At 57.0% G+C, this 26133-nt stretch carries 22 protein-coding genes and 1 pseudogene; 8 read left to right on the top strand and 15 right to left on the bottom strand.

Annotated features, from left to right (window positions below; translation table 11 throughout):
• From ACRZ9U_RS18985 to ACRZ9U_RS18975, 3 genes are read left to right on the top strand one after another with little or no spacing between them, the layout of a single operon-like run.
• Entirely contained in the window at window positions 1-549 is a 549-nt protein-coding gene (locus tag ACRZ9U_RS18985) for an aminomethyltransferase family protein (RefSeq protein WP_170423139.1), read from the top strand.
• Window positions 546-1511 carry a D-2-hydroxyacid dehydrogenase gene (locus tag ACRZ9U_RS18980; RefSeq protein WP_170407393.1) on the top strand — a complete coding sequence of 322 codons (966 nt, stop codon included), beginning with the start codon at window positions 546-548 and terminating at the stop codon, window positions 1509-1511. Before ACRZ9U_RS18985 ends, ACRZ9U_RS18980 begins: the two co-directional genes overlap by 4 nt.
• Before the next feature lie 4 nt (window positions 1512-1515).
• Window positions 1516-3054, top strand: a complete 1539-nt coding sequence (locus ACRZ9U_RS18975; RefSeq protein WP_170407390.1) for a trimethylamine methyltransferase family protein — start codon at window positions 1516-1518, stop codon at window positions 3052-3054.
• A gap of 43 nt (window positions 3055-3097) precedes the next feature.
• On the opposite strand, the gene ACRZ9U_RS18970 is transcribed toward ACRZ9U_RS18975, so the two are convergent.
• The 5 genes and pseudogenes from ACRZ9U_RS18970 to ACRZ9U_RS18950 all read right to left on the bottom strand — a co-directional run.
• Window positions 3098-3838: an aspartate racemase/maleate isomerase family protein gene (locus ACRZ9U_RS18970; protein WP_170407387.1), complete on the bottom strand. Its 741-nt coding sequence runs from the start codon at window positions 3836-3838 to the stop codon at window positions 3098-3100.
• Entirely contained in the window at window positions 3835-4902 is a 1068-nt protein-coding gene (locus ACRZ9U_RS18965) for an aminotransferase class I/II-fold pyridoxal phosphate-dependent enzyme (protein WP_170407384.1), read from the bottom strand. Before ACRZ9U_RS18965 ends, ACRZ9U_RS18970 begins: the two co-directional genes overlap by 4 nt.
• Complete coding sequence (locus ACRZ9U_RS18960; protein WP_170407381.1) at window positions 4899-6551, bottom strand: hydantoinase B/oxoprolinase family protein; 1653 nt, start codon at window positions 6549-6551, stop codon at window positions 4899-4901. Before ACRZ9U_RS18960 ends, ACRZ9U_RS18965 begins: the two co-directional genes overlap by 4 nt.
• Complete coding sequence (locus ACRZ9U_RS18955; protein ID WP_170407378.1) at window positions 6551-8647, bottom strand: hydantoinase/oxoprolinase family protein; 2097 nt, start codon at window positions 8645-8647, stop codon at window positions 6551-6553. Before ACRZ9U_RS18955 ends, ACRZ9U_RS18960 begins: the two co-directional genes overlap by 1 nt.
• Window positions 8648-8895: 248 nt before the next feature.
• Window positions 8896-9247 (bottom strand): annotated as a pseudogene (locus tag ACRZ9U_RS18950) (transposase); the annotation flags it as partial.
• 226 nt (window positions 9248-9473) lie between these two features.
• On the opposite strand from ACRZ9U_RS18950, the gene wecB reads away from it, so the two are divergent.
• Window positions 9474-10547 carry a non-hydrolyzing UDP-N-acetylglucosamine 2-epimerase gene (gene wecB, locus ACRZ9U_RS18945; protein ID WP_480902685.1) on the top strand — a complete coding sequence of 358 codons (1074 nt, stop codon included), beginning with the start codon at window positions 9474-9476 and terminating at the stop codon, window positions 10545-10547.
• Here wecB and ACRZ9U_RS18940 read toward each other — a convergent pair.
• Window positions 10544-12046, bottom strand: a complete 1503-nt coding sequence (locus tag ACRZ9U_RS18940; RefSeq protein WP_170407372.1) for a glycosyltransferase — start codon at window positions 12044-12046, stop codon at window positions 10544-10546. The genes wecB and ACRZ9U_RS18940 overlap by 4 nt on opposite strands.
• 163 nt (window positions 12047-12209) lie before the next feature.
• Here ACRZ9U_RS18940 and ACRZ9U_RS18935 point away from each other — a divergent pair, with 163 nt between their 5' ends.
• Both ACRZ9U_RS18935 and ACRZ9U_RS18930 read left to right on the top strand, forming a co-directional pair.
• Complete coding sequence (locus ACRZ9U_RS18935) at window positions 12210-13163, top strand: Gfo/Idh/MocA family protein (RefSeq protein ID WP_170407369.1); 954 nt, start codon at window positions 12210-12212, stop codon at window positions 13161-13163.
• Window positions 13164-13395: 232 nt separating this feature from the next.
• A complete protein-coding gene (locus ACRZ9U_RS18930) occupies window positions 13396-14478 on the top strand; it encodes a DegT/DnrJ/EryC1/StrS aminotransferase family protein (RefSeq protein ID WP_170407366.1) in 1083 nt (360 codons plus the stop codon).
• A gap of 63 nt (window positions 14479-14541) precedes the next feature.
• On the opposite strand, the gene ACRZ9U_RS18925 is transcribed toward ACRZ9U_RS18930, so the two are convergent.
• The 5 genes from ACRZ9U_RS18925 to ACRZ9U_RS18905 all read right to left on the bottom strand — a co-directional run bounded on the left by ACRZ9U_RS18925 (window position 14542) and on the right by ACRZ9U_RS18905 (window position 19044).
• On the bottom strand, window positions 14542-15555 hold the full coding sequence (locus ACRZ9U_RS18925) for an NAD-dependent epimerase/dehydratase family protein (RefSeq protein WP_170407363.1): 1014 nt from the start codon (window positions 15553-15555) through the stop codon (window positions 14542-14544).
• A 140-nt stretch (window positions 15556-15695) separates the two neighbouring features.
• Window positions 15696-17144 carry a phosphonoacetaldehyde dehydrogenase gene (gene phnY / locus ACRZ9U_RS18920; RefSeq protein WP_170407360.1) on the bottom strand — a complete coding sequence of 483 codons (1449 nt, stop codon included), beginning with the start codon at window positions 17142-17144 and terminating at the stop codon, window positions 15696-15698.
• A 41-nt stretch (window positions 17145-17185) separates the two neighbouring features.
• Window positions 17186-17521: a carboxymuconolactone decarboxylase family protein gene (locus ACRZ9U_RS18915; RefSeq protein WP_170407357.1), complete on the bottom strand. Its 336-nt coding sequence runs from the start codon at window positions 17519-17521 to the stop codon at window positions 17186-17188.
• 10 nt (window positions 17522-17531) lie between these two features.
• Window positions 17532-18293, bottom strand: coding sequence for an amino acid ABC transporter permease (locus tag ACRZ9U_RS18910; protein WP_170407354.1), 762 nt, complete (start codon window positions 18291-18293; stop codon window positions 17532-17534).
• Between the two features lie 10 nt (window positions 18294-18303).
• Window positions 18304-19044, bottom strand: coding sequence for an amino acid ABC transporter ATP-binding protein (locus ACRZ9U_RS18905; RefSeq protein ID WP_170407352.1), 741 nt, complete (start codon window positions 19042-19044; stop codon window positions 18304-18306).
• A gap of 121 nt (window positions 19045-19165) precedes the next feature.
• Between ACRZ9U_RS18905 and ACRZ9U_RS18900 the strand changes: the two genes are divergently transcribed.
• Together ACRZ9U_RS18900 and ACRZ9U_RS18895 are read left to right on the top strand one after the other, a co-directional pair.
• Window positions 19166-19936, top strand: a complete 771-nt coding sequence (locus ACRZ9U_RS18900; RefSeq protein WP_170393886.1) for a transporter substrate-binding domain-containing protein — start codon at window positions 19166-19168, stop codon at window positions 19934-19936.
• A 45-nt stretch (window positions 19937-19981) separates the two neighbouring features.
• Window positions 19982-20719 (top strand): creatininase family protein, encoded by a 738-nt coding sequence (locus ACRZ9U_RS18895; RefSeq protein ID WP_170407349.1) that lies wholly within the window; start codon window positions 19982-19984, stop codon window positions 20717-20719.
• A 31-nt stretch (window positions 20720-20750) separates the two neighbouring features.
• Here ACRZ9U_RS18895 and ACRZ9U_RS18890 read toward each other — a convergent pair whose 3' ends face one another.
• The 4 genes from ACRZ9U_RS18890 to ACRZ9U_RS18875 all read right to left on the bottom strand — a co-directional run bounded on the left by ACRZ9U_RS18890 (window position 20751) and on the right by ACRZ9U_RS18875 (window position 26046).
• On the bottom strand, window positions 20751-22463 hold the full coding sequence (locus ACRZ9U_RS18890) for an ABC transporter ATP-binding protein (RefSeq protein WP_170736041.1): 1713 nt from the start codon (window positions 22461-22463) through the stop codon (window positions 20751-20753).
• A gap of 4 nt (window positions 22464-22467) precedes the next feature.
• On the bottom strand, window positions 22468-23418 hold the full coding sequence (locus ACRZ9U_RS18885) for an ABC transporter permease (protein WP_170407343.1): 951 nt from the start codon (window positions 23416-23418) through the stop codon (window positions 22468-22470).
• Window positions 23415-24392 carry an ABC transporter permease gene (locus tag ACRZ9U_RS18880; protein WP_170407340.1) on the bottom strand — a complete coding sequence of 326 codons (978 nt, stop codon included), beginning with the start codon at window positions 24390-24392 and terminating at the stop codon, window positions 23415-23417. The genes ACRZ9U_RS18885 and ACRZ9U_RS18880 overlap by 4 nt, the downstream gene beginning before the upstream one ends.
• 88 nt (window positions 24393-24480) lie before the next feature.
• A complete protein-coding gene (locus ACRZ9U_RS18875) occupies window positions 24481-26046 on the bottom strand; it encodes an ABC transporter substrate-binding protein (RefSeq protein WP_170407338.1) in 1566 nt (521 codons plus the stop codon).
• Window positions 26047-26133: the final 87 nt, after the last annotated feature.

Here is a 26133-nt window from a genome sequence, read left to right as displayed (position 1 = left end):
ATGCGAACCTATCCGCTTGACCCAAAGGGCGCTGCTGAAGGCACACCGCTGGTTTCCGGGCAGATTTTCCTGCAGGACCTGACCCATACGCCGCGTTTTGGCCTCAAGGGCCGAGGCACCGTGGCGTTTTTGCAATCGCGGGGCCTGAAGGTGCCAGACGTCAACGAAACCGCCGATGGCCTTCTGCGTCTGGGTCAGGAAGAGGTGGTGGTACTGGATGCGCCTGCCGACCTGTATGCCCGGTGGCAGGTCGCCGCCACGCCAAAGGGCTATTATTCCTGGCGCGAGGAAACCTGGGCCATGATGCACCTGACCGGCCCGCGCCTGTTCGATCTGCTGGCCAAGATTTGCCCGGTCGACCTGTCGCCCGGTGCCTTTCCAGTGGGAAAGATCGCCCAGACCCGCGTGGGCTATGTCGAGGCAATCACATGGCGCAACGACCGCAAAGGTGTGGGGTTCGATGTCCTTTTCGACGTCGCCGCCACTGCTTTTTTCGCCAACGCGGTAGCCATTGCCAGCGCCGAGTTCCAACCGGAGGTACCCGCATGAAATCCCCCACCGTGATCTTGCACACCGATAACCCCGACGCTGCCCGTGCGGTTCTTGCTGAAGGTCATCCCGATCTGCCGATCCACACCTGCGACAGCTACGAGGCGCTCACGGGTTTGATCGAGGATACAGGGGCTGAAGTTGTCTATTCCGTTCGCTTTGCGGGCACCCCCGGCTTTCCACGCGCAGCACTGGTCGAGAACCCGCAAATCAAATGGGCTTCGGTCGGCGGCTCAGGTACCGATCACCTGAACCCTTGGAACCCTGATGAGGTAACGGTGACAAATGCCGCCGGGGTCGCCGCCGATATGATGGCACAATATGCGCTGGGGGCGATGCTGCATTTCACGCTGGATTTCCCGGGCTTTCGTGCCGCGCAGGCGCGGCGGGACTGGATCGGCGGCAAAGTCGAGCCCATCGACAGCAAGACGGTGCTGATCATCGGCCTTGGCAAAACAGGAGAGGCTGTTGCGGCACGAGCCAAAGCTATGGGGCTGAACACAATCGGTGTACGGGCCCGCCCGAAACCGACCCCCAACGTGGACGAGGTACACGGGATGGAGGCTTTGCCTGATCTCTGGCCACGCGCTGACTTTATCGTCGTTTGCGTACCACTGCTGGACAGCACGCGCGGTCTGGTCGGGGCGGAGGCTTTTGCCGCCATGAAACCGACGACGGTGATAATCGACGTCTCGCGAGGTGGGGTAATTGACGAAGCACCTCTACTGGCCGCGCTGGAACAGAACCGGATCAGAGGCGCGGCGCTGGACGTGTTCGTTACCGAACCGCTGCCTCAGGGGCACAGGTTCTGGGAACTGGACAACGTGATCGTCACACCGCACTGCAGCTCGGTCTATGACGGCTGGGATCTGAAATCGGTCCGCATGTTTTCCGAGAACCTGATGCGCTATCGCAAGGGCGAGGTGCTGAACAACATCGTAAATCCACAACGGGGATACTAGGTCAATGGCACGAGACAGACGCAGCGGCGGGCGACGCGGCAAATCCGGGCGCGCGGCGGCGGGAATCGAACAGCTGCCCTGGCAACAGGTGCGCAACAGCTATCCGCCGTTCGAGCTGTTGAACCCTGAACAGATGGATCAGCTGCATACAACCTCGATGCGCATTCTGTCCGAGGCCGGAATCCGGGTGATGGGCGACAATGTTATGGACATTTTCGAACGCGCGGGGGCCATCGTAGACCGCGACACCAAGACCATCCGTATGGACGAAACCATTGTCGCCGAAGCGTTGAAAACGGTGCCCTCGGAATTCACGCTGACCTCTCGCAACCGCGCGAAACAGATTACGCTGGGCGGCGATCATGTGAATTTTGGTTTGGTTGCCGGGCCGCCGAACGTACATGACTGTATCAATGGCCGCCGTCAGGGTAATTACGATGACTATTGCAACTTCATCCGGTTGGCGCATCACTTCAACGCTATCCATCTGATCGGCAATCAGGTGATGGCCCCGATCGAAATGCCCGCCAACAACCGCCATCTGGACACCTACAACGCCAACCTGAGCTATAGCGACCTGAGCTTTCACTGCACCGCTATCGGGCGCGGGCGGGCGATGGATGGCATCAACATGATGGCGATTTCGCGCGGTCAGAAACCTGAGGACATGCGCGGCGATCCGGGAGTGATCACAATCATTTCGGTGAACTCTCCACGCCTGTTCGACGATGCCATGGGTGACGGCCTGATCGCGATGGCCGAGTATGGTCAACCTGTGACGGTCACGCCATTCACTCTGATGGGGGCAATGACACCGGTCACGCTTCCTGCCGCGCTGGCGCAACAGAACGCCGAGGCGCTGTTCGGTGTGGTGCTGACGCAGTTGGTCAGCCCGGGAGCGCCTGTCATGTATGGCTCATTCACCTCGAATGTGGACATGAAATCCGGGGCTCCGGCCTTTGGCACACCGGAAAATGCCAAGGCGAATATTGTCGGCGGGCAGCTGGCGCGGCGCTATGGCATTCCGTACCGGACATCGAACGCAAATGCATCCAACGTGGTGGATTTGCAGGCGGCATACGAAACGATGATGGCCACATGGGGCGCGGTTCTGGGAGGGGCCAATATCGTCTATCATGCCGCCGGCTGGCTTGAAGGCGGGCTGACCGCATCTTATGAGAAATTCGTCATGGATATCGAGATCATCCAGAACATGATGGAATTCCTAAAGCCGATGAAATTTGACACGGATGAACTGGGCCTGGACACCATCAAATCGGTGCCCACTGGCGGCCATTTCTTTGGCGTCGATCACACGATGGAACGCTATGAGACCGCGTTCTACAAACCGATGCTGTCCGACTGGCAGAACTATGAAAACTGGGAGGCGGCCGGAGCCAAGGACGCCCTGCAACGCGCCACCGAGGTTTGGCAGCAGGCGCTACGCGAGTATCAGATGCCCGAGATGGACCCCTCTGTGCGTGAGGAGCTGGATGCCTATATCGCCAAACGCAAGGAAGAGATCGGCAGCGGCGAACCCTGATGGAATATCGGGGCGGGGGGGGGCGACCGTTGCCCCGGTTCGGTTACAGCAGATCGAACAACCGGCCCGGCAGCGCCTCGTGGCGTGGCAGACGCAGCGCCCGCATCATGCAGAACATCATCGCCTGATTTGAGGTCACTACCGGCTTGTCCAGCGTGTCCTCGATCTGCTCGATGGCCTCGACTGCGCGCATGTCGGTGCAGCTGAGCACGACGGCTTGCGCGTCCGGGTGGTCTGCCTCACAGGCGAGGTCGTAAACCTCGTCCGGGGTCAGCTCTCCCTGTCCGTAATTGCCCAGCTCGCGGCCAACATCGGCGCAACGCACGGTTTCGATGTCGTTTGCGGCCATGAAATCCATCGCCTGCGTGTTGATTTCGCCCAGATAGGGCGAGGAAAAGCCCACTTTCGTCACCCCAAGCGCCTGAATGGCGGCGATCAGCGATCCGGCGGCTGTCAGCGATTGCGCTCCCGATCCGGCCTTGATCTGCTGCGCCAGATCGGCGTCGAATGACGGCCCATGGGTCAGCGTGGCCGAGGTGCAGCCGTACAGCACCACATCTGGCCGCACGCCCGAAATCATCCGCAAATCGTGGCTGATGTCCGAGGCCCCAAGCCCCGCCATCTGGTCAGAACCTGGGATTTCATCGACATCATAACCACCCATGCGCTGGAAATGCACGGTGGTGTCCTGGCAGCGCATCAAGGCCATATCGGCCTCGAGGTTGGTGTTAGTGAAGGGCACCAGAACGCCGATCTTGGCCCGGGTACGCGTTTCGTGGCTCATGACGTTACCTTTCTCAGAACGGCCAGACAGCGATCCATCACCGGTGTGTTGCAGATCGTGGCGCGCAGGCAGTCGGACAGACCATAGCCGCCCATACCGCGCATCAGCAGTTTCTCGGCCCGTAGCGCAGCGTCGGCCTGTTGCGCCTGCTCGGTCGAGGCAAAGTGGATCAGCACGAAATTGGTGTGGCTGTCCGGCACGATCAGCCCCAGATCGCGGCAGTCCTCCGCGAACCGATCGCGAATGGTTGCCGTTTTCGCGACCACGTCCCGCATATGCGCCTGATCGCGCATCGCCGCCGCTGCCGCAGCCTGCGAGGCAATCGAGATGTTGTTGGGGTTCAACAGCTTGCGCAGCTCTCGGGCGATGTCGGTGGGGAAATAGCCCCACCCGGCGCGTGCCCCGGCCAGCCCGTAAGCCTTGGAGAAGGTGCGCGTGATAACGGTATCTCCCCGGTCCGCCAGCCCGAAAACCTCAGTCGGATCGTTGGCGGCATCGGCGAACTCGGCATAGGCCTGATCGACCACCAGCAGCACGTCGCCGGGTAGCGCGTTGCGCAGGCGGGTGATTTCGGTGTTCGGGATCAGGGTGCCGGTGGGATTGCCCGGGTTACAGACAAACACGATACGGGTCGCCGGGGTGACGGCGGCCAGAAGCGCATCGACCGAGACGGTCAGATCGACCTCGGGCGCGGCCACGTATTCGGCCTGCGCCTGCGCTGTCGCCGAAGCGACGAAGGCATAACCATATTGCGTGCCCAGCACGTGATCGCCGGGCCCGGCAAAGGCGCGGATCAGGCAGCCGATCAGCTCCATCGAGCCCGCGCCACACAGCACCCGCGCCGGGTCGACCCCGTGTACCCCGGCAATGGCCGCGCGCATGTCGGGCCATTCGGGATCGGGGTAGAGCGTCAGATCAGCCAGCGCTGCCTGCCCGGCCGCCACGGCGGACGGACTGGCCGGAAAGGCGCTTTCGTTCTGCGCCAGCGAGATGGTGCCTTCACCACCTAGATCGGCCAGCGCATAGGCGCCCATGGCGCCGACATGAGAAACCGGGCGGATCATGTGTCACCTCCGTAGGCTTTGGCCCCCTCGGCACTGATCAAACCGCGTTTGAGGTCCAGCGCCAGCGCATCCGAGTTGCGGTCGCCCGGATCGCCGAAACCGCCACCACCGGGAGTGTCGAAGATCAGATAATCGCCGCCTTCAACTCGCAGCTCTCCCTTGCCGGGAATGTCGCTGTCGCCTTCGCGAAAGCGGATGCGCCCGGGCGCGCCGGGTTTGCCGCCCATGCGCCCAAGGGCGGGGAACTTTAGTCGCTCGACCGACAGGAACACGATGAAGGGCGCACCGTTGGACGAGGTCATCTCGATCCGCTGCCCCAGCCCGCCTCGATACTTGCCCGCGCCGCCGGAATCCGTGCGCAGTTCGCGCCGCCAGATGGTGACGGGCGCGACGCTTTCGGTGATCTCCACCTGCGAACCGAACACGCCCGAGGGGTAGGCGGTGGCTGACAGACCATCCGCATGCGGCCGTGCACCGGTGCCGCCATTATGTACCGGTTCCACTGCGAATTCGCGCCCACCATCGCGGGCCACCTCGGGGGCGTGGCGCATGGGCAGGTCGAACATGCAGCTTGCACCCTCGGCGGGCACTGCATCAGGCAGTGCCTGATGCAGACAGCCCAGCACCAGATCGGGTGTCACCTGACCCAGCGTGTGCCGCATCGCCACCGGCACCGGGCGATGTGCGTTAAGGATGCAGCCCTTGGGGCCGTCGACGGTGAACGGCTCCAGCGATCCGGCATTGTTGGGGATGTCCGAGCCGACGATGCAGCGCAGCGCAAACACGGTATAGGCGGTGGCATAGTTCAGCGGCACGTTGATGCCCTTGCGCGAACAACCCGAGGTGCCGGTGAAATCCACAAGCATCCCCGATTTACTGACGGTCAGGGCTGCGTGCAACTCCAGCTCATTCTCATAGCCATCCATTTTCAGGACGTTTTTGTAGATACCTACGGGCACCTCGGCGATGGCCTCAAGCGTGCCACGGCGCGAAGTGTCGATGATATAGGACCCTAGCGCATCCAGATCGGTCAGGCCGAACTCTTCCATCATCGAAACCAGCCGGTTCACCCCGGCCTCGCAACAGGCGATCAGGGCATAGATGTCGCCCTCGTTGGCGATGGGCTCGCGGCTGTTGGCGCGGATGATGTCCAGCAGCAGCGCGTTTGGGGTGCCTTCCTCGACCAGTTTGCAGGGCGGAATCAGCAGCCCCTCGTCATAGATGTCGGAGCCTTCGGGGCCCATGCCCAGACCACCCAGATCAACTAGATGCGAGGTGCACGAGGTAAAGCCCACCACCTTGCCATCCTTGAACGCGGGCATCATCAACAGGAAGTCGTTCAGATGCCCCGAGGCCAGCCACGGATCGTTGGTCATGTAGATATCGCCCGGTTTCATGGTCTGAACCGGGAAGGCGGCGCGCAGATGCTGCACCGCTTCGGCCATGGTGTTGATATGGCCCGGCGTGCCGGTTACCGCCTGTGCCAGCATCCGGCCGTTGACGTCGAAGATCCCGGCGGAGATATCGCCGCATTCGCGCACGATGGGCGAAAAGGCGGCGCGGATCAGGGTTTGGCCTTGTTCTTCGACCACTGCCAGCAAACGGTTCCACATCACTTGCAGGCGGGCGGGGGAAAGATCGGTCGCCATCATGCGCCTCCTTTCTGGTCCTGAACCAGGACGAGGTTTCCTATGGCGTCCACATGGGCCGAGAAATCAGTCGAGACCAGCGTGGTGGTCTGCGGCTCGTGGATCAGCGCCGGGCCGCGCACATGGTCGCCGGACTTCAGATCGGCCCGCGCCACGAAGGCGGCCTGTTTCAGCGCGCCGTCCACATCGCAGGTGATCGGGCGAGTGTCGGGTGCGGTGAAGGTCGTCAATGCAGGTGTAGCGGGCACTGGTGGCACGGCGCTGTCAAGGGTCGCGACGCGCACCGCCCAGTTGAGAATCTCAATCTGCATCCCCGGCACCGGGCGTGAGAACTGCTTGCGATATTCTTCCTCAAAGGCGGTGGTCAGCGGTGCAATATCGTCTGCTGTCAGATGCCGGTCGGGCAGAGTGATCTCGATCTCGTGACCCTGACCGTTGTAGCGCATGAAGGCGGTGCGCTGTGTTTCGGTCGGGGCATCGCCCGCGCCTTGGGCAACCACGCCTTTGGCCTCGACGATCATGGTCTCGAACAGCGCGTTGATCTCATCCATGTCCATGCTGTCCAACAGCGAATAGCGCGAGCGGACGATTTCGAACGACACGGGTGCGAACAGGAAGCCCACGGCAGACCCCACGCCCGGATTGGGCGGGATTACAATGCGGCTGACCCCGGCGGATCGTGCCACCCGGCTGGCATGCAACGGCCCGTTGCCGCCAAAGGCAATCATCGTGCGCAGTCCAAGATCCTTGCCCGATTCCACCGCGTGCATCCGGCCTGCGCTGGCCATGCTTTCATCGACGATGCGGCTGACGCCGTCGGCTGAGCCAACGGCATCGAGATCTAGTTTCGACCCGATCACCCGGCTCAGCGATTGTTTGGAGCCTTCGGGGTCCAGCTTGATATGCCCCTCGGCAAATGTGTCGGGCACGATGTAGCCCAGCGTAATGTCGCTGTCTGTCACCGTGGGCTCGGTGCCGCCGCGCATGAAGGCCACGGGTCCGGGTTCAGACCCCGCCGATTTCGGACCCACGGTCAGGCGTCCCAGCCGGTCAACCCCGGCGATGGACCCACCGCCCGCGCCGATCTCGATCATCTCTATCACCGGGATGCGCACTGGCATGCCCGAGCCCTTTATGAACCGCGCGGCGCGGGCGATCTCGAACTGGCGCGAGGTCTGCGGGCGGGCCTTATCGATCAGGCACAGCTTAGCGGTGGTGCCGCCAACGTCAAAGGACAGCACCTGATCCAGCCCGGTGCGGGCGGCGATGCGGGCGGCCAGAATGGCCCCTCCGGCGGGGCCGGATTCCACCAGCCGGATCGGAAAACGCGCGGCGGTGCGCACGGTGCACATGCCGCCGCCCGCCGTCATCATCAGGATCGGACAGGTCACGCCCTCGGCCTCGAACCGGTCGACGAAACGGGCCAGATAGGTCTGCATCAGCGGCTGGATATAAGCATTGGCGACGGTGGTGCACAGCCGGTCGAACTCGCGCGCCTCGGGGCTGACCTCGGACGAGATCGAGACGGTCAGATCGGGCCGCTTCTCAGCCAGCACATCGCGTAGGCGGCGTTCATGGGCGGGATTGGCATAAGCGTGCATCAGGCAGATCGCTATGGCCTCTGCGCCGCTCGCGTCGATATCGGCCAGCAGTGCGTCGATGGCCGAGTCTTCGAGCTCGATCAATACCTGACCACCCGCCGACATGCGTTCGCGCACGGTCAGAGCACGCTCGCGCGGCACCAGCAGGTCAGGCTTCTCGAGGTTGATATCGTATTGCGAATAACGCCGCTCATACGCGATTTCCAGGATGTCGCGAAAGCCTTCGGTGGTCACCGTTGCCACCACCGCGCCGCGACGTTCGATCAGCGCATTGGTCGCCAGGGTGGTGCCGTGGATAAAGCCGGTCACCTGATCCAGCGTCCGGCCCGATTGCTGCATTACTCGCGCGGCCCCTTCCATGGCGCCGTCGGCAGGGTTCTGATGGGTGGTCAGGGTCTTGGTGGAGGCCAGGATTGTCTCTTCGCCAGAGACAAGGACCGTATCGGTAAAGGTGCCGCCAATATCGATGGCCAGGCGCAGCGTTTGAGTTGTCATGAGGTCTTCCGAAATTTCTGTAATCGCAGCGTGAAGCAAAAGGCCCGAGGCCCTGCTTTATGCAAGGATCACAAGATCACAGCCGGTTGCGCGGCGGTCCGTGGGATTCGGAATATCAGTCTGTGTCATGGGCGAAATGTGCAGTTTCAAGATAGCCGCAGCAAGCTGGATTGCGACAGAAAGGCCTGCAAGCGACATCTATCGGCGTAGCAGGCCCGAAATCTGCCGAAACGGGCCGTCAGGCGGCCAGCGTGTGATTTGGTGTTCATGCCGCCCTTGGTTCGACCAATCAGACGATCACGCCCCCTTTTTGGCAACCACTATGGTCGCGCTACAGTGTGATTTCAGATAGTTCGCGTCGATCATTACGACCTTTTACGCGTCGTATTCCGCAGCGTGCCCAGCCATCATCCGCGCGAAAAACCTTTCTTGCTCCAGCACTTCCATCTGCTGTAGAGACTCCTTTGCGGATCATAGGTGACAGGAGCATCACGCCAGCGCAAATCATTCGATTGAATAAGATTATTTCGCTCAACACACGCCTGTCGTCGACCCCGGGTTTTCCAGGCGACTTTGGCAAGAAGGGTTTGGACGGGCCATCTGCGCGTCAGCAAGCCCTTAAAAGATCACTCATGTCAAAACTCCGTTTTCCGAGACGTGAGGCATGCGGTGTGATCTAGATCAATAGGTCCGGGTGCGAGCGTGATAGCAGCTAAAGCCAAGCTAATCTGAATCTGCTTGAGCGAGAAAGTCACGAGATATCACGTGGAATTTATACTGGCCGTGTGTTAGCGCGGTTTTAGGCAATTATTTATTTGGAGCTACCGTGAAAATCGCAGTTGTAGTTGGCGCGCGCCCTCAGTTTATTAAATTGGCTCCGGTGAGCAGAGCACTTCGTTCCATGCCGGGTGTAACAGAGCTGCTGATTCACACAGGACAGCACTATGACGATTCGATGTCTAAGATTTTTTTCGACGAACTAGAAATTGCAAAACCCGACATCAACCTATCGGTGAACTCAGGCAGTCATGGTGCCATGACAGGACTGATGATGCAGAAACTTGAACCCGTCATTCAAGAACATGAACCAGATGTGCTCCTTGTTTTTGGAGATACGAATTCAACATTGGCGGGTGCATTGGTCGCCTCAAAACTTCATATCCCGGTGGCGCACGTAGAGGCCGGGCTGCGCTCATTTAATCGAAAGATGCCCGAAGAAACGAACCGAGTTCTAACGGATCACATTTCCGACCTTCTGTTCACGACTTCCAGCGACGCTGTGGAAAATCTGCGAAGAGAAAGCATTTCGGAGAGCAAAATTTTTGAAGTCGGTGACGTGATGTTCGACGCAGCACTACACTTTGGTGAAAAGGCCAAGCAGAAATCAACAATTTTGGCTGACATTGGGGTAGACGCAAACGGATTCATACTTGCGACGATCCATAGAGCTGAAAATACGGATTCGCCAGAAACGTTAATAAACATTGTTGATGGTCTGGAGGCGGTTGCGAAACAACATCCGGTTGTCTTGCCATTGCATCCACGTACTGCCGCAAGGATAAAAGGAATCGGTCTTAAATTCGAACATGTCCAAACGATAGACCCAGTCGGTTACTTGGATATGGTCGCTCTAGAAAGCAATGCGGTGCTGGTTGCTACGGACTCTGGCGGAGTGCAGAAAGAAGCGTATTTCTACGGCGTCCCTTGCGTAACTCTTAGAACGGAAACAGAATGGGTTGAGCTTGTTGAAAGCGGCTGGAATCGTATCGTTTCGCCCATAGAAGGGGATATCGAGGATGGTATCCTCAGTGCGATAGGGACTAGCGGAAATCAGATAGAAATCTATGGTGATGGAACCGCTTCGCAACAAATCGCACAGATACTAGCCGCGCGAGTTTAAATACCTTCATAGAGCGCCGCCAACTTCTTGGCTTGCGCAGGCCAGCTGTAAGTCTCCCAAAGCTTCCTTCTGTTGGCGGCGCTTAACGTAAAGCGTTCGGGATGATCCAAGACATCCCGAATAGCTTCAGCAATGCTCAGAGGATCTGTTTCGTCCATTGCTCGTCCGAAACCGAGAGACTCTGCAAACCGACGCATCTCTGGAAGATCTGAAACACAAATTGGTACGCCAGCAAATGCTGCCTCAAAAAGCTTGTTGGGCATTGCGTAGCGGTGATTGAGCGATACGTCCTGAAACGGGCATATAGCGAGGTCTGCTGTACTAATTGCGACTGGTACATCTGGAGCTGCCACAGGTGGAAGCAAGGTAACGCGATCATCCACACCTAGGTCATGAGCGACACTCATGAACCACTTGTCGTTTCGGAGGTGCCGTGGGCCCATCGAAGCTAACTTGACTTCGGGAAGATGAACCAAAGCCTCAAGAACTTTATCTAACCCACGATGTGACATTTGAATGCCACCAGTAAAAATAATCAAGGGCGCCCCGTCAGCAACGTTTGCCTGAGCACGGATAGAAAGCTGATCCAACGCCTTTTCTTTACGACTATCCATGTAATCAACATCTATCTCTGGAGCATTGAGGATAAGTGTCGGACTATCTTTGAAGCGTTTGGCATACAAATCTGCGATGGACGACGATACGGTGATCATATAATCGACGAAGGGGAGACAATCGTCTTCTAGGTTTTCTGCAAAGTTCGATCCATCAGTTGGATTCTTCGTCGCCCGCGCTGGTTCGTATTCATGTGCGTCGTATACAAGCTTCGCCCCAAACTGTTTTGCAAGCACAACGCCTGCCGGGAGACAATAGATGTCATGAGCATGAATGACGTCCGGGGTATCATCAAATCTGAGGTTGCAGAGGTTTTCAGCGAATAAGAGAGAGTTTAGTTGATAGAGTTTGAAGAACCCTTCCCTGACCTCTCTGGCGTCAGAACTAAACAGCTTCAGATCTCTCCGAGCGTCACCAATTCCGGATGTCAGCTTAATCTTCCAGAGAAGCCGTTTGTGAGCAAACTTACGTTTCCGTCGTTCTCGGCCACTGTAGTTTTTGTAGTACATCGGGTCGAGCTTCAGAACTTCTTCATCTGACAGAAACTCTCGAAACTTGGATTTGAGTCTATTCAATCTCGCTGCAGACTTAATATAGGGCAGAACGCGCTTATCTACTTCATCCGAAACACGATCCACAAAAAAGAAACGCTTTAGCATGTCGCTGGTAATATGTTCGGAAGATTGCCAATTGAATCGCGTGATCCGAATGCCATCGATGCTGTCTTCTTGCGGCATGCCCCCTGGCCAGTCGCAGAAGATATGTACGTTATGGCCCGCTGCTTGAAGCGCGCGCGCTTCTTTAAGAACGCGCGCATCCGCCGTTATCTCGTGGTAGGTAAGACAGAAAACGGTTTTTTGAGATTTGGGGCGGGTGTCTGACATCGGTCGAAGATCAATCTAGCTCTGACAATTCCGAACCGCTCTAACAGAGGTTGATGGGGGTTTCCAGCGTGATTGGCGATGCTTGAAATGCCTGCGTCTATTGACTTCCCAAAGAAATTCTTGGAAGCGCTGTAGCACAATTTGAGCACTTGGGACGCACCGAATGAGCAACTTCGCACTAATAGGAACCGCAGGATACATCGCACCGCGCCACATGAAGGCGATAACGGATACCGGAAACACGTTGTTGGCTGCTCTGGACACAAGCGACTCCGTTGGGATTATCGATAGCCACTTCCCCGATGCACATTTTTTCACAGAGTTCGAGCGTTTTGATCGCTATGTTGACATGTTACGTCGCAGCGAAGCGGGCAAAATTGATTATGTCTCGATCTGCTCGCCGAATTACCTCCATGACAGCCACATGCGGTTTGCATTGCGTTCTGGCGCCGATGCGATCTGTGAGAAGCCGCTGGTGTTGAACCCAGAGGATATCGATGGCCTGGAAGCGATTGAGCAAGCGACTGGACAGACCGTAAACACGATCCTGCAGTTGCGCGTACATCCCTCGATCATTGCTCTGAGGGACAAGATTCGAAACAGCCCCAAGGATACCAAGTACGAGGTCGATCTGACTTACATCACGTCCCGTGGACGTTGGTATCTGGAGAGCTGGAAAGGGGATGTCCGCAAATCTGGCGGTATTGCCACCAACATCGGCGTGCATTTCTTTGACATGCTGCACTTCCTCTTCGGAGATCTTCAGGCGAACCATGTGCATCTCAATGCCCCGACCAAGGCCGCGGGCTATCTTGAGTTTGAACACGCCCGGTGCCGTTGGTTCTTGTCGCTGGACGTAAATGACGTTCCGGCAGAGGCGCGAGAAACCGGAGCCAGAACCTATCGCTCCATCACTATTGATGGGGAAGAGATCGAATTCTCGGGCGGATTTGCCGACTTGCACACGCGAAGCTACGAAGAGATTCTGAACGGGAACGGGTTTGGATTGAATGAAAACCGGCCTGCTATTGCGATGGTCAGCCATATCCGCAATGCCTCAATCGAAGCACGCAAAGGTGAGCAGCATCCGAAGCTGATGAGCAGCACGGTACTTTGATCAAACGGATCGACTGCGTGTCGTCCCATCACCCATGACTTTTTGGGTATTAGGCAATGCAGGGGAACGGTCCGCCCAGTTATTAGTACTGCGGTAATCCGTGCCAAACAGGCCCGGTGTATTAAGTCTTTGTCGACGAATAAACATGGTCGAGCAGTACCGGATTATGTATGGGAAAATGTAGCGGTGCAGCTTGTAGAAATTCCTTAAGAACCAATAGGGCGTTTTAGCGATGCAATTTATTGACCTGGCGGAACAACAGAAACGTATCAAGGATCAGCTTGATGCCGGCATTGCCAATGTGTTGGCGCATGGGAAGTACATTCTTGGCCCAGAAGTGGCTGAACTAGAGGCACGGCTGACTGCCTTTACGGGTGCCAAACATTGCATCACTTGCGCCAATGGAACGGATGCATTGCAAATTGCCTTGATGGCGCTTGAGGTCGGGTCGGGGGATGAGGTCATCACGCCCGGATTTTCATATATCGCCACGGCTGAAGCCGTCAGATTGCTGGGCGCAAAGCCGGTTTATGTCGATATTGACCAGACTAGTTATAACATTGACCCCAACAAGCTTGACGCTGCGATCACACCCCGGACAAAGGCAATTATACCGGTGTCGCTGTATGGCCAACCTGCTGATTTCGAACGAATTAACGAGGTAGCTGTGGCAAACGGCTTACCTGTCATCGAGGATGCTGCTCAGAGCTTTGGCGGATCGTTGCGTGGCAAACGGTCAGGAAACCTGTCAACGATTTCCTGCACCAGCTTTTTCCCATCGAAACCCCTTGGCTGCTACGGCGATGGTGGTGCGATCTTCACCTCGGACGATGATCTGAGCGTCATTCTTCGCCAGATTGCCCGGCACGGGCAGGATCGGCGTTATCACCATATCAGGGTTGGCGTTAACAGCCGTCTGGACACGTTGCAGGCTGCGATCCTGCTGTGCAAGCTGGATATTTTCGAGGATGAACTGGTCCTGCGAGACACCGTCGCGGACCGTTACAAAGTGCTACTGAAGGAAACCAATATCGCCGCTCCAACGCTGATGGAGGGGGCGACCAGCGCCTGGGCGCAGTATACGATACGCGTGGACAATCGTGAGGATGTGCAAGCGAAGCTCAAAGACGCCGGGGTTCCGACCGCCGTGCATTATCCACTGCCGTTGAACAAGCAACCAGCTGTTTCTGACCCAAATGCCGACTTGCCTATTGGCGATCAGGCCGCCGCAACAGTGATTAGCCTGCCGATGCACCCGTATCTGCAGGAGAATTCGCAAGAGCAGATAATCGAGGCACTGAGAAAAGCGATCTGATCGCGCTGACGGTTTAATCGGTGCTGTGGCCGGCGAATTCAGGTTTAGGCAGGTTCGCAGGTTCTATTTACCGTAATATGCGCGATACCAGTCCACGAAGGCCTGAATGCCGTCCCTGATTTCGGTTTTTGGGCGATAACCGGTCAGGCGGTGCAGCAGATCGGCATTGGCCCAAGTTGCAGGCACATCGCCCAACTGCATCTCCATATAGTTTCGGATCGCGGGTTTGCCGAGGCTTTCTTCGATGGCGTCGATGAAATCCAACAAACGCACTTTGTCTGAATTTCCAATGTTCACTATGCGATAGGGAGCGACCGGGCTCAGGCTGTCACCTTCGGCGATGTCTTCGGGGGCTTTGGGGCGAACAGGCACAACGTCGATCAGCAGAGAGATTGCGCGCACCAGGTCATCCACATAGGTGAAATCACGATACATGTCGCCGTGGTTGTAGATGTCTATCGGGCGGTCGTTGAGGATTGCATCGGTAAATTTGAAGAATGCAAGATCAGGGCGTCCCCACGGGCCATAAACCGTAAAAAACCGGAACATGGTTGTCGGTATATCCCAAAGATGGGCATAGGAATGCCCCATCGCTTCATTTGCCTTTTTGGTGGCTGCGTACATAGTGAGTTGATGATCTGCTTTTTCGCACTCGTCGAAGGGCATGTCAGGATTTGCCCCGTAGATCGACGAAGTCGAAGCCATCAGCAGATGCCGCACTTTGTGCCGCCGCGCAGCTTCCATCACGTTGAACGTCCCGACAACATTGCTTTCGACATAGGCGCGCGGGTTTTCCAGGCTATATCGGACGCCAGCTTGCGCTGCGAGATGGATGATCACGTCCGGTTCAAAAGCATCAGCGATCTGGTCGAACTTGGCGGTATCTTCCAGCATCCCTTCCTCGCATGAAAAATTTGGGTTCTCCAGCAACAGCGCATGTCGGCTCTGTTTGAGGCGGACATCGTAGTAATCAGTCATCCCGTCAAAGCCGTGAACCCGGCAACCGTTTTCAAGCAAAAGCTTGGCAAGATGAAAACCTATAAATCCGGCAGTACCTGTGATCAGAACCTTTTGCATGAGGTATTTCCTTGTTTCGGGGCATCGCGCGTGCGTTCGAAGGCACATATGACGCCAAGAGCCGAAGGGCTCAAGCGGTCATTTCATGGCTGAGTGAGCATGAATCTCTAGTGGTGTGCATTGCAATCTTCAACAAGCCTTCAACCGGGCCAATGAAGCGAGTAGGTTTTGACATTCGTAAAGAACCTGATGGCCTCGATGACCCCTTCTTTGACACCATTGCCCGAATCCTTGATGCCCCCAAAGGGGGACATTTCGATACGGTATCCGGGTTGTTCCCAGATATTGCAGGTGCCCACGTTCAGCCCATTGATATAGGCAATTGCGCGGTTCAGGTCATTGGTACATACCCCCGACGACAGGCCGTACACAGTAGAGTTCGAGATGCGCATGACCTCGTCATCGTCGTCGGGCACGCGAATGATGGGAATAATGGGGCCGAAAGTTTCCTCCATCACCAACGCAGAGTCGTGGGGAACGTCGTCGACCACGATCGGCGGCAGCAGCGCGCCCTGACGTCCGGGGTGGTAAAGGACTTCTGCTCCCTCTTTCTGGGCCAAGTGAACACGATCTTCGAAAAGCTTGGCCGCATCCTCGTGGATCACACAACCCAGCTCGGTCTCAGGATCCTGCGGATCTCCGAATCTGATCTTTTTGGCCTTCTCCAGCACCAAAGGCACAAAGGTGTCCGCGACACTCTCTTGCACCAGTATTCGCTTGATCGCAGTGCAGCGTTGTCCCGAATTGCCGGTGGCCCCGGCTACGGCGATCGTTGCTGCACTGTTTAGATCGGCATCGTTGAGGTCATTCAGAACAATCAGTGGATCATTACCTCCCAACTCCAGCGCCTGACGTTTGTAAACCGCCTTCTCTGCGATCATCTTGCCCACGCGAACACTACCGGTGAAGGTTATGATGTCGATGTTTTCATTGGTGATCATCTCATTCCCAATGTCCTGTGGCCAGCCAGTGACCACCTGAAACATCTCAGGCGGCAGGCCTGCCTCATAAAGGATATCGGCCAGCGTCAGGCAGGTCAGAGGCGTCAACTCGGTCGGTTTGCAGACCATGCAGTTATTGGTGGCGATCGACGGAGCAACCTTGTGGCTGACCATGTTGAGTGGATGGTTGAATGGAGTGATCGCGCTGATTGCGGTCACAGGCTCGCGCATCGTGAAAATCTTGCGGGCTTTACCGTTTTGGGTCAGATCGCACGCAAAGATTTCGCCGTCATCTTTCAGTGCCTCGGCCGCCGCAAATTGAAAGACATCCTGCGCGCGCTTGGTCTCGTAGATCGCGTGTTGATGGCAGATGCCAAGCTCAAGCACCAGCCATTTGGCGAGGTAATCGCGACGTTCACCAATCAGCTCTCCAGCCCGTTGCAGGATTTGGCTGCGTTCATAGCGGGTCAGTTCGGGCTTGTAGTGGGCCGCAATTTCGAAGGCGCGGCGCGCGTGTTCAGCCTGCCCTGCGGGCACATGGCCCACGACCTCATTGGTATAGGGGTAGTGAACCGGGATGGTCTCAGCGGTAAAGATGATCTCGCCACCAATTCGCATCCCTTCATCACGGATTTCGGTGACTGCCATGGCAAGAACCATCCAATGAAATCGGACCGCGTACCGGTCTATTACTCTGAAAACACATCAAACGCCTTCAACGCCTTGGCGCTGTAGGCGTAAGACGGGCCGCCGCCCATATAGGTGGCCATAGCCAGCGCTTCGCACAGCTCTTCGCGGGTCGCACCCAGCCGCACCAATGAGCGGACATGGAAGCCGATGCAGCTGTCGCAGCGCGTCGCGATGGCAATTCCCAACGCCATGAATTCCTTTGTCTTTTCACTCAGCGCACCATCTGTTTTGGCCGCCTTACCCATGATGCCGAAACCATGCACGGTTTCGGGCACTTCTTTCGAGAATGCACCAATATTGGCCTCGGTCTCGACCATGAAGTCTTTCCAGTCCATCTTATGCTCCTTATCCGCGCTCATCTGCACCCATCCGGCGTTCGAGCCAACGCACACCGGCGCTGATGATCAGTACCAGCACCAGATACTCGAAGATCAACAAGGTATAGATCTCAAGCGGGCGGTATTCCGTCACTACCAGCTCATTCGCACGGCGTGTCAGTTCTTGCATGCCGATGACGCTGGCGAATGCGCTCATCTTCACAATGTAGATAAATTGGTTGGCAAGCGGTGGCAGTATACGCCGGATTGCTTGCGGCAGGATCACATAGCGCATGGTCTGAAAATAGTTCAGGCCAATCGTTTGCGCCGCCTCGCTTTGCCCTTTTGCGATAGATTGTATACCGGCACGGTAGATCTCGGCGGTAAAGGCGCTGTCCGATATCGCAAGGGTGATAATTGCGCCCCAGAAGGGATCGATTGGGATGTCCATACCCATCGACTGAAAGACAATCGGCAACCCGTAGAACACCCAAAACAGCATAGGCAACAGAGGGATCGAGCGGACAAATTCGACATATACCCGGTTTACCAGCCGCCAGCCGCGCTTTTCCGACAGACCCGGCAGGGCAACCAGCAATCCAATGACAATCGACAAAATCGCCGCAATCAGCGAAATCTGAATGGTCGCACCCATGCCCGAAATCAGGAATTTTACATTGGTCCAGCCTGAAGCCGTGGTTGGGTCAATGACGTACCAACCCCAGGTCTGTGAGGACGAACAGCCCGTGATCAGCAAGAAAAGGGGAAGGAAGAGAAGTGATTTTTTCATCGGACCCAACTCAATGCTGTAGAATTTGGCTCAGGAATTTCTGACACCGCTCAGACTTTGGATTGGTGAAGAAATGCTCGGGCTTACCTTGTTCGACAATCTCGCCTGCATCCATGAACACCATGTTGTCGGCCACTTTTCGGGCAAATCCCATCTCATGGGTCACCACAACCATGGTCATGCCTTCCTCGGCAAGTTCGACCATCACGTCGAGCACCTCGGAGATCATCTCAGGGTCGAGCGCCGAGGTGGGTTCGTCGAACAAAAGGACCCGGGGCTCCATGCAAAGCGAACGGGCAATTGCCACTCGCTGCTGCTGTCCACCTGAAAGCTGTATCGGGCGCTTGTCGGCCTGATCGGGTATATGAACACGCTCAAGGTAGTGGCGCGCTTTGTCCTCGGCTTCTTTTCGGCTCAACCCGCGGGCCTTGATGGGGCCAAGGGTCAGGTTTTCCAGCACTGTTAGATGCGGGAACAGATTGAATTGCTGGAACACCATGCCAACTTCTGACCGGATGGTGGCTGCAGATTTGGCATCATCGTTCAGTTCGACCCCATCGATGCGGATGGTGCCCTTTTGATGTTTCTCAAGCTGATTGATGCATCTTACGACCGTTGATTTACCCGATCCGGATGGGCCGCAGATCACAACCTTTTCACCACTGTTTACTGTCAGGTTGATGTTCTTGAGCACGTGAAATGTGCCAAACCACTTGTCTACGTCGACAAGCTCGATCGCTGCGTTTGGCATCTGCTGGCCCACTTGTGATTACTATGAGTTAATTAGTTGCTTGAGGTTATCTTTTTCTTTACGCTTAAATCAAGAAGCAATGTCGTGATAAAAAGACTAACGCCACCAACGGGAGAACCACATGAAACGTTTTGTTAAAGTCGCGGCTGCGGCTGCGCTCGGTCTTGTGATCAGCGGCGCTGCGCAAGCTCAGTCGGCTCTGAATGAGATTTTGGATGACGGCGTGCTGAAAGTGGGGACAACCGGTGACTGGAACCCGATGTCACTGCGCGATCCGGCGACTAACAGCTATAAAGGCTATGATATCGACATCATGAACGCGCTGGCAGCTGATCTGGGTGTTGAGGTCGAATATGTGCCCACCGACTGGAAAACATTGGTCAATGGTGTGGTAGCTGGGAAGTACCACATCACCGGTTCGGCTTCGATCTCACCTCCGCGCATGAAAGTTGCAGGGTTTTCCGACAGTTACATCGCGGTTGAGTTGTTTCCCTACACAACCAAGGAAAAGGCCGACAAATTTGATGGCTACGACTCGATCAACAAGCCAGACGTGAAGGTTGCTACTACCCTGGGCACCACCTTTGAAAAGCGCGTGCGCGAATGGTTCCCCGATGCGGATATCAAAGTGGTCGAAGCTCCTGCACGTGGTTTTCAGGAGGTCTTGGCCGGTCGTGCAGATGTGTTCATAACCTCGAATATCGAGGGATCGACCCTTGAAGCAAAGTTCCCGGTCGTCCGCGTCAAGAATGCCGGTCCACGTTCTCCTTCTCCTATCGCGATGCTGTTGCCGCAAAGCGATCAGGTCTGGATCAACTATGTGAACAACTGGATTGAAGTGAAAAAAGCCCAAGGCTTCTTTGACGAAAACCGGGAACGCTGGGGTCTCTGATCAGAGGCCCTAGTAACTGGAGCGCCTGCGAGAGTTTTCAAAGTCATGAAACTTGAGCACATGACATGGTACGAGGTTGACACTCGTATCAATGCCGGAGCGGCCGTGTTGCTGCCGGTTGGATCGACCGAGCAGCACGGCCCGATGGGTCGCATTGGCACCGACACGATTTGCGCCGAGGCTGTCGCACTCGCTGCCGCCAGGCAATGCGAGGGTATCGTCGCTCCGGCGCTGGCCTACACGCCAGCGCCTTTCAACACGGGATTTCCCGGAACGGTGTCTATTTCAGCCGAAACCTTTCGCATCATCGCAGATGAGGTGATCCGGGGGCTCTTGCAGCAAGGTTTCGTTGGAGTGTTCATAGTGAACGGACACGGGGCCAATCTGGCGCCTCTTCGGCAGATCGAAAGCGAAATTGCCGGTGGTCAATTGCTGATCCGTAGCTGGTGGGAGCCGAACGCTGTGAACGTATTGCGGCAGCAGCTCTATGGTGATTGGGAAGGGATGCACGCCACCCCCTCGGAGATTGCCATAACCCAGTCTTTGCTTGGACCATTGCCTGCCAATCAGGCCGCTGAGCCGCCCCAGAAACTCAGCGCCGAATACATCCGGGATCACGCAGGGGATCGCCATGGTCCACCCGACGAGCATCGCGCGGACTTTCCGGATGGCCGCGTTGGATCGCATTCAGCTTTGGCCAATCCTCAGGATGGCGAGCGTCTGCTGGCGATAGCAGCTGCGGCTATCGCTGCCGAGTTCCGGGCATTCGAACAAGGCCTCTAGTCACGGAGCGCCTGCGACGGGTGTCGCGGCCCTATTCTGCTTCGACCCCAAGCCCGTCAGTCGACAGGTCATCGAGTTTCGGCATCAACCGCAACAGTTCTTGCGCGTATTCGGTTTTCGGACTGGCAAACAGATCGCTGGTGTCCTGAACCTCGACGATTTGTCCTTGTTTCATGACCGCGACTCGGTCACACATCTGGCGCACCACAGGTAGGTCGTGGCTAATGAACAGCATGGTCAGGCCCAGATGCTCTTGCAGGTCTTTCAGGATGTTCAAAATCTGCGCCTGGATCGAAACGTCGAGCGCGCTTGTGGGCTCATCGCAGATCAAGAACCGGGGTTGTGTCGCCAATGCGCGGGCAATCGAAATACGCTGGCGCTGACCGCCCGAGAACTCATGTGGATATTTCAGCCCGGCCTCTGACCCCAGCCCCACTTGATCCAGCAATTCGTCCACGCGGCGCTTGACGTCGGCACCTTCCATCAGGCGGTGATGGCGGATCGGCTCCGCCACAATTTCATCCACCCGCATACGCGGATTGAGAGACGAGTAGGGGTCCTGAAAGATCATCTGGATGTTCTTGCGGTACTCTTCCTGCACCGTACGATTACTCAGATCGCTTACCAGTTGTCCGTCAAAGGTGATGGTACCACCATCCACAGGATAGAGCCCTGCAATCATCCGCGCGACGGTGGACTTGCCCGATCCGGACTCACCGACAACCCCAAAGACCTCACCTGAACGAATGTCAAAGCTGACGTTGTCGACAGCGGTGAAGTAGGTACGATCCCAAGGCAGTAATCCACGCTTTTGCAGGAATTTCTTCGTCAGGTTGCGGATTTCAAAGATCGGTTTGCTGGCGTCGTTATCCACCTTGGGCCAGTGGCGTGCCATATCCTCGATCGCGAAACGCGTTTCACGCCCGCCATAGCTGATCTGAGGGAAACGATGCAGTTTCAGCGTCGGGCGTGGTACCGCGGCGATCAGGGACTTGGTGTATTCGTGTTGCGGCTGGCCCATCACCTGTGCCGTGGTGCCGCTTTCAACCACCTTGCCCGCATACATCACGGTCACGCGGTCAGTCGTATCGGCGATCACGCCCATATCATGAGTGATCAGGATGACACCCACCTGACGCTCTTGTGCCAGTTCCTTGATCAGGTCCAGAATCTGGGCCTGAACGGAAACATCCAAAGCCGTCGTGGGTTCATCGGCGATGATCACATCCGGTTCGGTGCAAAGTGCCAGAGCAATCACCACGCGTTGCCGCATGCCGCCCGAGAACTGGTGCGGGTACTGATCCAGCCGAGTATCCGGGTCTGGGATGCCAACGCGATCAATCAAATCACGGGCGCGCTTGCTTGCTTCGGCCTCGGATCCACCCAGATGGGCCTGGATCGTCTCGACCAGTTGTTCGCGCACTGTAAATAGCGGGTTCAGCGACGTAAGCGGGTCTTGAAAGATCATCGAGATCTTCTTGCCGCGTAGCCCGCGCATCGCCTCGGCATCGATGCCGCTGATCTTATCGCCGCCCAGCTTAATCTGGCCGCTGGCAATGCGACCTGGGCGTTCCAGAAGGCCCATCACGGCAGCGCCGATGGTGGATTTACCTGCCCCGGATTCGCCCACAAGTCCGTGGATTTCGCCGGGTTCTACAGAAAGGCTGGCGTGGTCCACTGCGGTAAACAGCTGGCGGCGGGTCGGGAATTCGACGGTGAGGTCTTGGATGGTCAGAAGGCTCATGAAATCACCGCAGTTTTGGGTTCAGCGCGTCGCGCAACCAGTCGCCCAACAGGTTGACCGACAGGGCAAGGGCCAGAAGCGTGCAGGCCGGGAAGAACAAAATCCACCATTCGCCCGAGAACAGGAAACCCTGCCCGATCCGGATTAGTGTCCCCAGCGACGGCTGGGTCGGGGGAGCGCCCACACCCAGAAAACTCAATGTGGCCTCAGCAATGATCGCAAGCGCCAGCGAGATGGTCGCAATAACAAGAACAGGGCTGAGGACATTGGGTAGGATGTGACGGAACATGATCGGGAACGATCCACGCCCGATCAGGCGCGCGGCTTGTACATATTCTTTGTTTTTCTCGACCAGAGCAGCACCACGGACGACGCGTGCGAACTGCACCCAGTCCGACAACGCAATCGCGATGATCAGAACATAGATTGCCATCTCATCGCGGTATTCCGGCGGAGTGATTCCTTTGGCAATCCCAAAGATCAGCATTGCGACCAAAATGGCCGGGAACGTCAGTTGCACGTCTGCGATACGCATGATCAGCGTCTCGATCCAACCTCCGAAATACGCAGCGATCAGACCGAGGATCACGCCGATGATCAAGGCAAGAAGCACAGCAGAGGCACCTACGAACAATGAAATGCGCAACCCGTAGAGGATGGTCGAGAACACATCGCGCCCTTGGTCATCCGTGCCTAGCAAAAAGGTCTCTTGCGTGAACGCATTGGGCGTACCTGGCGGTGTGAACCCGTTCATCAGGTTCAGTGTTGCTGGATCGAACGGGTTATATGGCGCGATCAGCGGGGCAAAGATCGCCGCCAGCACCAGAATGACCACGACCAAAGATGCGATCATGGCTACCGGAGAGTGCCGGAAAGACCAGGCGAAATCGCTGTCCCAGAATTTAGCCATACGCGATTTAGGCGCGACTTTCGGGGTTTCCATCGTTTCGGTCATGTGGCCCTCGCGTCGACACGCAGGCGCGGGTCAATGGCATAGTACAGAAGGTCGACAATCAGGTTGATTGTCACGAACATCACTGAGATCAGCATCAGATAGGCAGCCATAACGGGGATATCCACGAACTGGATCGCGTTGATGAACAGCAAGCCGACGCCCGGCCATTGGAACACCGTTTCGGTGATGATGGCAAAAGCGATGATCGACCCCAGCTGAAGGCCCGTGATGGTGATCACCGGCACAAGAGTGTTCTTCAGCGCGTGGCGGAAATTGATCACCCGGTCCGACAGCCCTCGGGCGCGGGCAAAGCGGACATAGTCAGCGCGCAGAACCTCCAGCATCTCGGACCGGACAAGCCGCATGATCAGTGTCATTTGATAGAGGCCCAGCGTGATTGCAGGCAATATCAACGCCTTGAGCCCCGAGGTCGTCAGAAACCCGGTGGACCAACTGCCAATCATAACGGTCTCGCCCCTCCCGAAACTGGGCAGTAGGTCAAGTTCAACCGAGAAAACATAGATCAGCAGGATACCTATAAGGAACGTCGGCAGCGAAACCCCGATCAAGGAAACAGTCATGATCACATTGGCAGCGATCCCTTGTCGTCGGATTGCAGTAAAGACACCGAGGGCAATGCCCATCGTGATCGCAAGAAAGCCGGACACAAAGGCCAATTCCAACGTCGCCGGGGCGCGTTCCACCAGGATGGTCGAGACCGGTCGCCCCTGGCGATAAGACACACCGAAATTGCCCTGAACAGCGCCTTGCAGGAACTTGGCGTATTGCACAACAAAGGGTTGGTCCAACCCAAGTTCGGTCCGTAGGCGGTCAATGTCGGCCTGCGTGCGCTCTTGCCCCAGCATGTTGTCGATCGGGTCGCCAACAAATCGGAACATCGAAAAGGCGACCAACCCCACGACCAACAGCACTATGACGGACTGGAACATCCGTCTGACGATATATGCGAGCATATGTTTCCCTCGTAGATCGGTCTCTCTAGGCCGACCTTGACCAGATGGTCAAGAGAGTGCTGTCAACCCAACGCGACGTTGCCGCCGATCAATTCACATTCACCCAACGCAGCAGGAAGAAGTTGTCCGGACGCTGCGTGACCTCGACATTGCTGCGCGTGCCCCAAACCAACGGCTGGACATACATCGGCACATAAACGTGTTCGTCCTGATAGATTTGGGTAACCTCGTCCAGCATCGCCTGACGCTTGGCCTCATCCAGTTCTGACTGGATCATCGGCAACAGCTCATCGACACGTGCATTCGAGAAGCCGCCGAAGTTCCAGCTACCCAGCTTTTTCTCTTCGTTGGGGGTTGCGACAAGGAACCGGACCGGATGCTCGGCGTCGAACGTACCGGGGCTCCAGCCCAGCAGGTACATGTCGTAATTATCTTCGCGCAGTTCCGGCCAATAGTTCCGCACTGGCATCGCGTCCAGCTCGGCGGTGATCCCGATCTGAGCCAGCATACCAACGACGGCCTGACAGACGGCCTCGTCATTAAGGTAGCGGTCATTGGGGCATTTCAGGCCAAATGAGAAACCATCTGCATATCCGGCCTCGGCCAGCAGCGCCTTTGCCGATTCCACATCAAACGCGGGGCGTCCGGCGTTGGCTTCGGAGAACCCGCTCATGGCTGGGCTGACGAGCTGCGATGCGGGCTCGGCATTTCCGCGCATGATCGTGGCCAGAATGGCGTCGACATTCACCGCTTGCGCAACTGCCTGCCGCACGCGCGCGTCACGGAACGGGTTGGGTTTGCCCGCATCGTCTGTGTATTTCAGCGTGTCAGCCTCGTGGTCGAAGCCCAGCATGATTACGCGCGCCTCAATGCCCTGGATGACATCGACCTCTGCGTTCTGCTGCAGCCGTGCGACGTCCTGAATGGGGACCGGGTTGATCATGTCCACATCGCCCGATAGCAGCGCCGCTACGGCCGTGGCAGGATTTTGGATCGGATTAAATTCTGCACGGGTGATGTTGTGTTCAACATCCCCCCACCAGCCTTCATAAGGTTCCAACACGGTCTTAAGACCCGGCTCGCGCTCGGTCACCTTGAACGCGCCGGTGCCGTTGGCGTTGATGGTGGCGTAGTTTCCGGTTTCTTTGTCGGGGACCACGGCGTCGTTGGCCTCAGTCCAGTCTTGATCCATGATCATCCAGTTGGCAATCGATGACGGAAACAGCGGGTTAGGTGCTGTGGTCATGATATCAACGGTGTAGTCATCAACTACAATGACGTCACTGACAGGAGCGAACCAACTGCGCGTGTCCGCCGCCTCACCCGAGGCGCGTTGGTAGCTGAACAGCACATCTTGCGCGTCAAAGCTGCTTCCGTCGTGAAAGGTCACGCCCTGACGCAGATTGAACCGCCATCCTTCGCCGTCGCCGATTGGCTCCCAACTGACAGCCAACGCGGGCTCAACGCTCATATCCTTACCGCGGCGGACCAGCCCTTCGTAGACGTTGTTCAGGAACCCGAGAACTGGGGCCGAGTTGACCGCGTGAGGGTCCATCGTCTGCGGATCGGTGGTCGAGGCCCACTTGAATTCGGCCGCCTGCGCGGTGCTTGCAAGCAACATGGTCAGGCCGATTGCACTGTTTCTGAGGATCATGGCGAAATCTCCCTGTTAGCGCTGAAACAATCCAGCTTTTTCGCTGCCACGTAAAGCCGTTCCTGCGCCGAGATCACAGGTCCGTTA

This window comes from Ruegeria sp. D7 (assembly GCF_056534355.1).
Note: the sequence above shows the minus strand (reverse complement) of the source record. Positions and strands in the feature narration are given on the sequence as shown.

Bases quoted from the DNA above. Each gene is read 5' to 3' on its own strand.
- ACRZ9U_RS18970 (WP_170407387.1), bottom strand. From the start codon at position 3,838: ATGAGCCACGAAACGCGTACCCGGGCCAAGATCGGCGTTCTGGTGCCC.
- ACRZ9U_RS18900 (WP_170393886.1), top strand. From the start codon at position 19,166: ATGAAACGTTTTGTTAAAGTCGCGGCTGCGGCTGCGCTCGGTCTTGTG.
- ACRZ9U_RS18985 (WP_170423139.1), top strand. From the start codon at position 1: ATGCGAACCTATCCGCTTGACCCAAAGGGCGCTGCTGAAGGCACACCG.
- ACRZ9U_RS18905 (WP_170407352.1), bottom strand. From the start codon at position 19,044: ATGCCAAACGCAGCGATCGAGCTTGTCGACGTAGACAAGTGGTTTGGC.
- ACRZ9U_RS18890 (WP_170736041.1), bottom strand. From the start codon at position 22,463: ATGAGCCTTCTGACCATCCAAGACCTCACCGTCGAATTCCCGACCCGC.
- ACRZ9U_RS18895 (WP_170407349.1), top strand. From the start codon at position 19,982: ATGAAACTTGAGCACATGACATGGTACGAGGTTGACACTCGTATCAAT.
- ACRZ9U_RS18880 (WP_170407340.1), bottom strand. From the start codon at position 24,392: ATGCTCGCATATATCGTCAGACGGATGTTCCAGTCCGTCATAGTGCTG.
- ACRZ9U_RS18910 (WP_170407354.1), bottom strand. From the start codon at position 18,293: ATGAAAAAATCACTTCTCTTCCTTCCCCTTTTCTTGCTGATCACGGGC.
- ACRZ9U_RS18965 (WP_170407384.1), bottom strand. From the start codon at position 4,902: ATGATCCGCCCGGTTTCTCATGTCGGCGCCATGGGCGCCTATGCGCTG.
- ACRZ9U_RS18960 (WP_170407381.1), bottom strand. From the start codon at position 6,551: ATGGCGACCGATCTTTCCCCCGCCCGCCTGCAAGTGATGTGGAACCGT.
- ACRZ9U_RS18925 (WP_170407363.1), bottom strand. From the start codon at position 15,555: ATGCAAAAGGTTCTGATCACAGGTACTGCCGGATTTATAGGTTTTCAT.
- ACRZ9U_RS18930 (WP_170407366.1), top strand. From the start codon at position 13,396: ATGCAATTTATTGACCTGGCGGAACAACAGAAACGTATCAAGGATCAG.
- ACRZ9U_RS18915 (WP_170407357.1), bottom strand. From the start codon at position 17,521: ATGGACTGGAAAGACTTCATGGTCGAGACCGAGGCCAATATTGGTGCA.
- ACRZ9U_RS18885 (WP_170407343.1), bottom strand. From the start codon at position 23,418: ATGACCGAAACGATGGAAACCCCGAAAGTCGCGCCTAAATCGCGTATG.
- ACRZ9U_RS18980 (WP_170407393.1), top strand. From the start codon at position 546: ATGAAATCCCCCACCGTGATCTTGCACACCGATAACCCCGACGCTGCC.
- phnY (WP_170407360.1), bottom strand. From the start codon at position 17,144: ATGGCAGTCACCGAAATCCGTGATGAAGGGATGCGAATTGGTGGCGAG.
- ACRZ9U_RS18975 (WP_170407390.1), top strand. From the start codon at position 1,516: ATGGCACGAGACAGACGCAGCGGCGGGCGACGCGGCAAATCCGGGCGC.
- ACRZ9U_RS18955 (WP_170407378.1), bottom strand. From the start codon at position 8,647: ATGACAACTCAAACGCTGCGCCTGGCCATCGATATTGGCGGCACCTTT.
- ACRZ9U_RS18875 (WP_170407338.1), bottom strand. From the start codon at position 26,046: ATGATCCTCAGAAACAGTGCAATCGGCCTGACCATGTTGCTTGCAAGC.
- ACRZ9U_RS18940 (WP_170407372.1), bottom strand. From the start codon at position 12,046: ATGTCAGACACCCGCCCCAAATCTCAAAAAACCGTTTTCTGTCTTACC.
- ACRZ9U_RS18935 (WP_170407369.1), top strand. From the start codon at position 12,210: ATGAGCAACTTCGCACTAATAGGAACCGCAGGATACATCGCACCGCGC.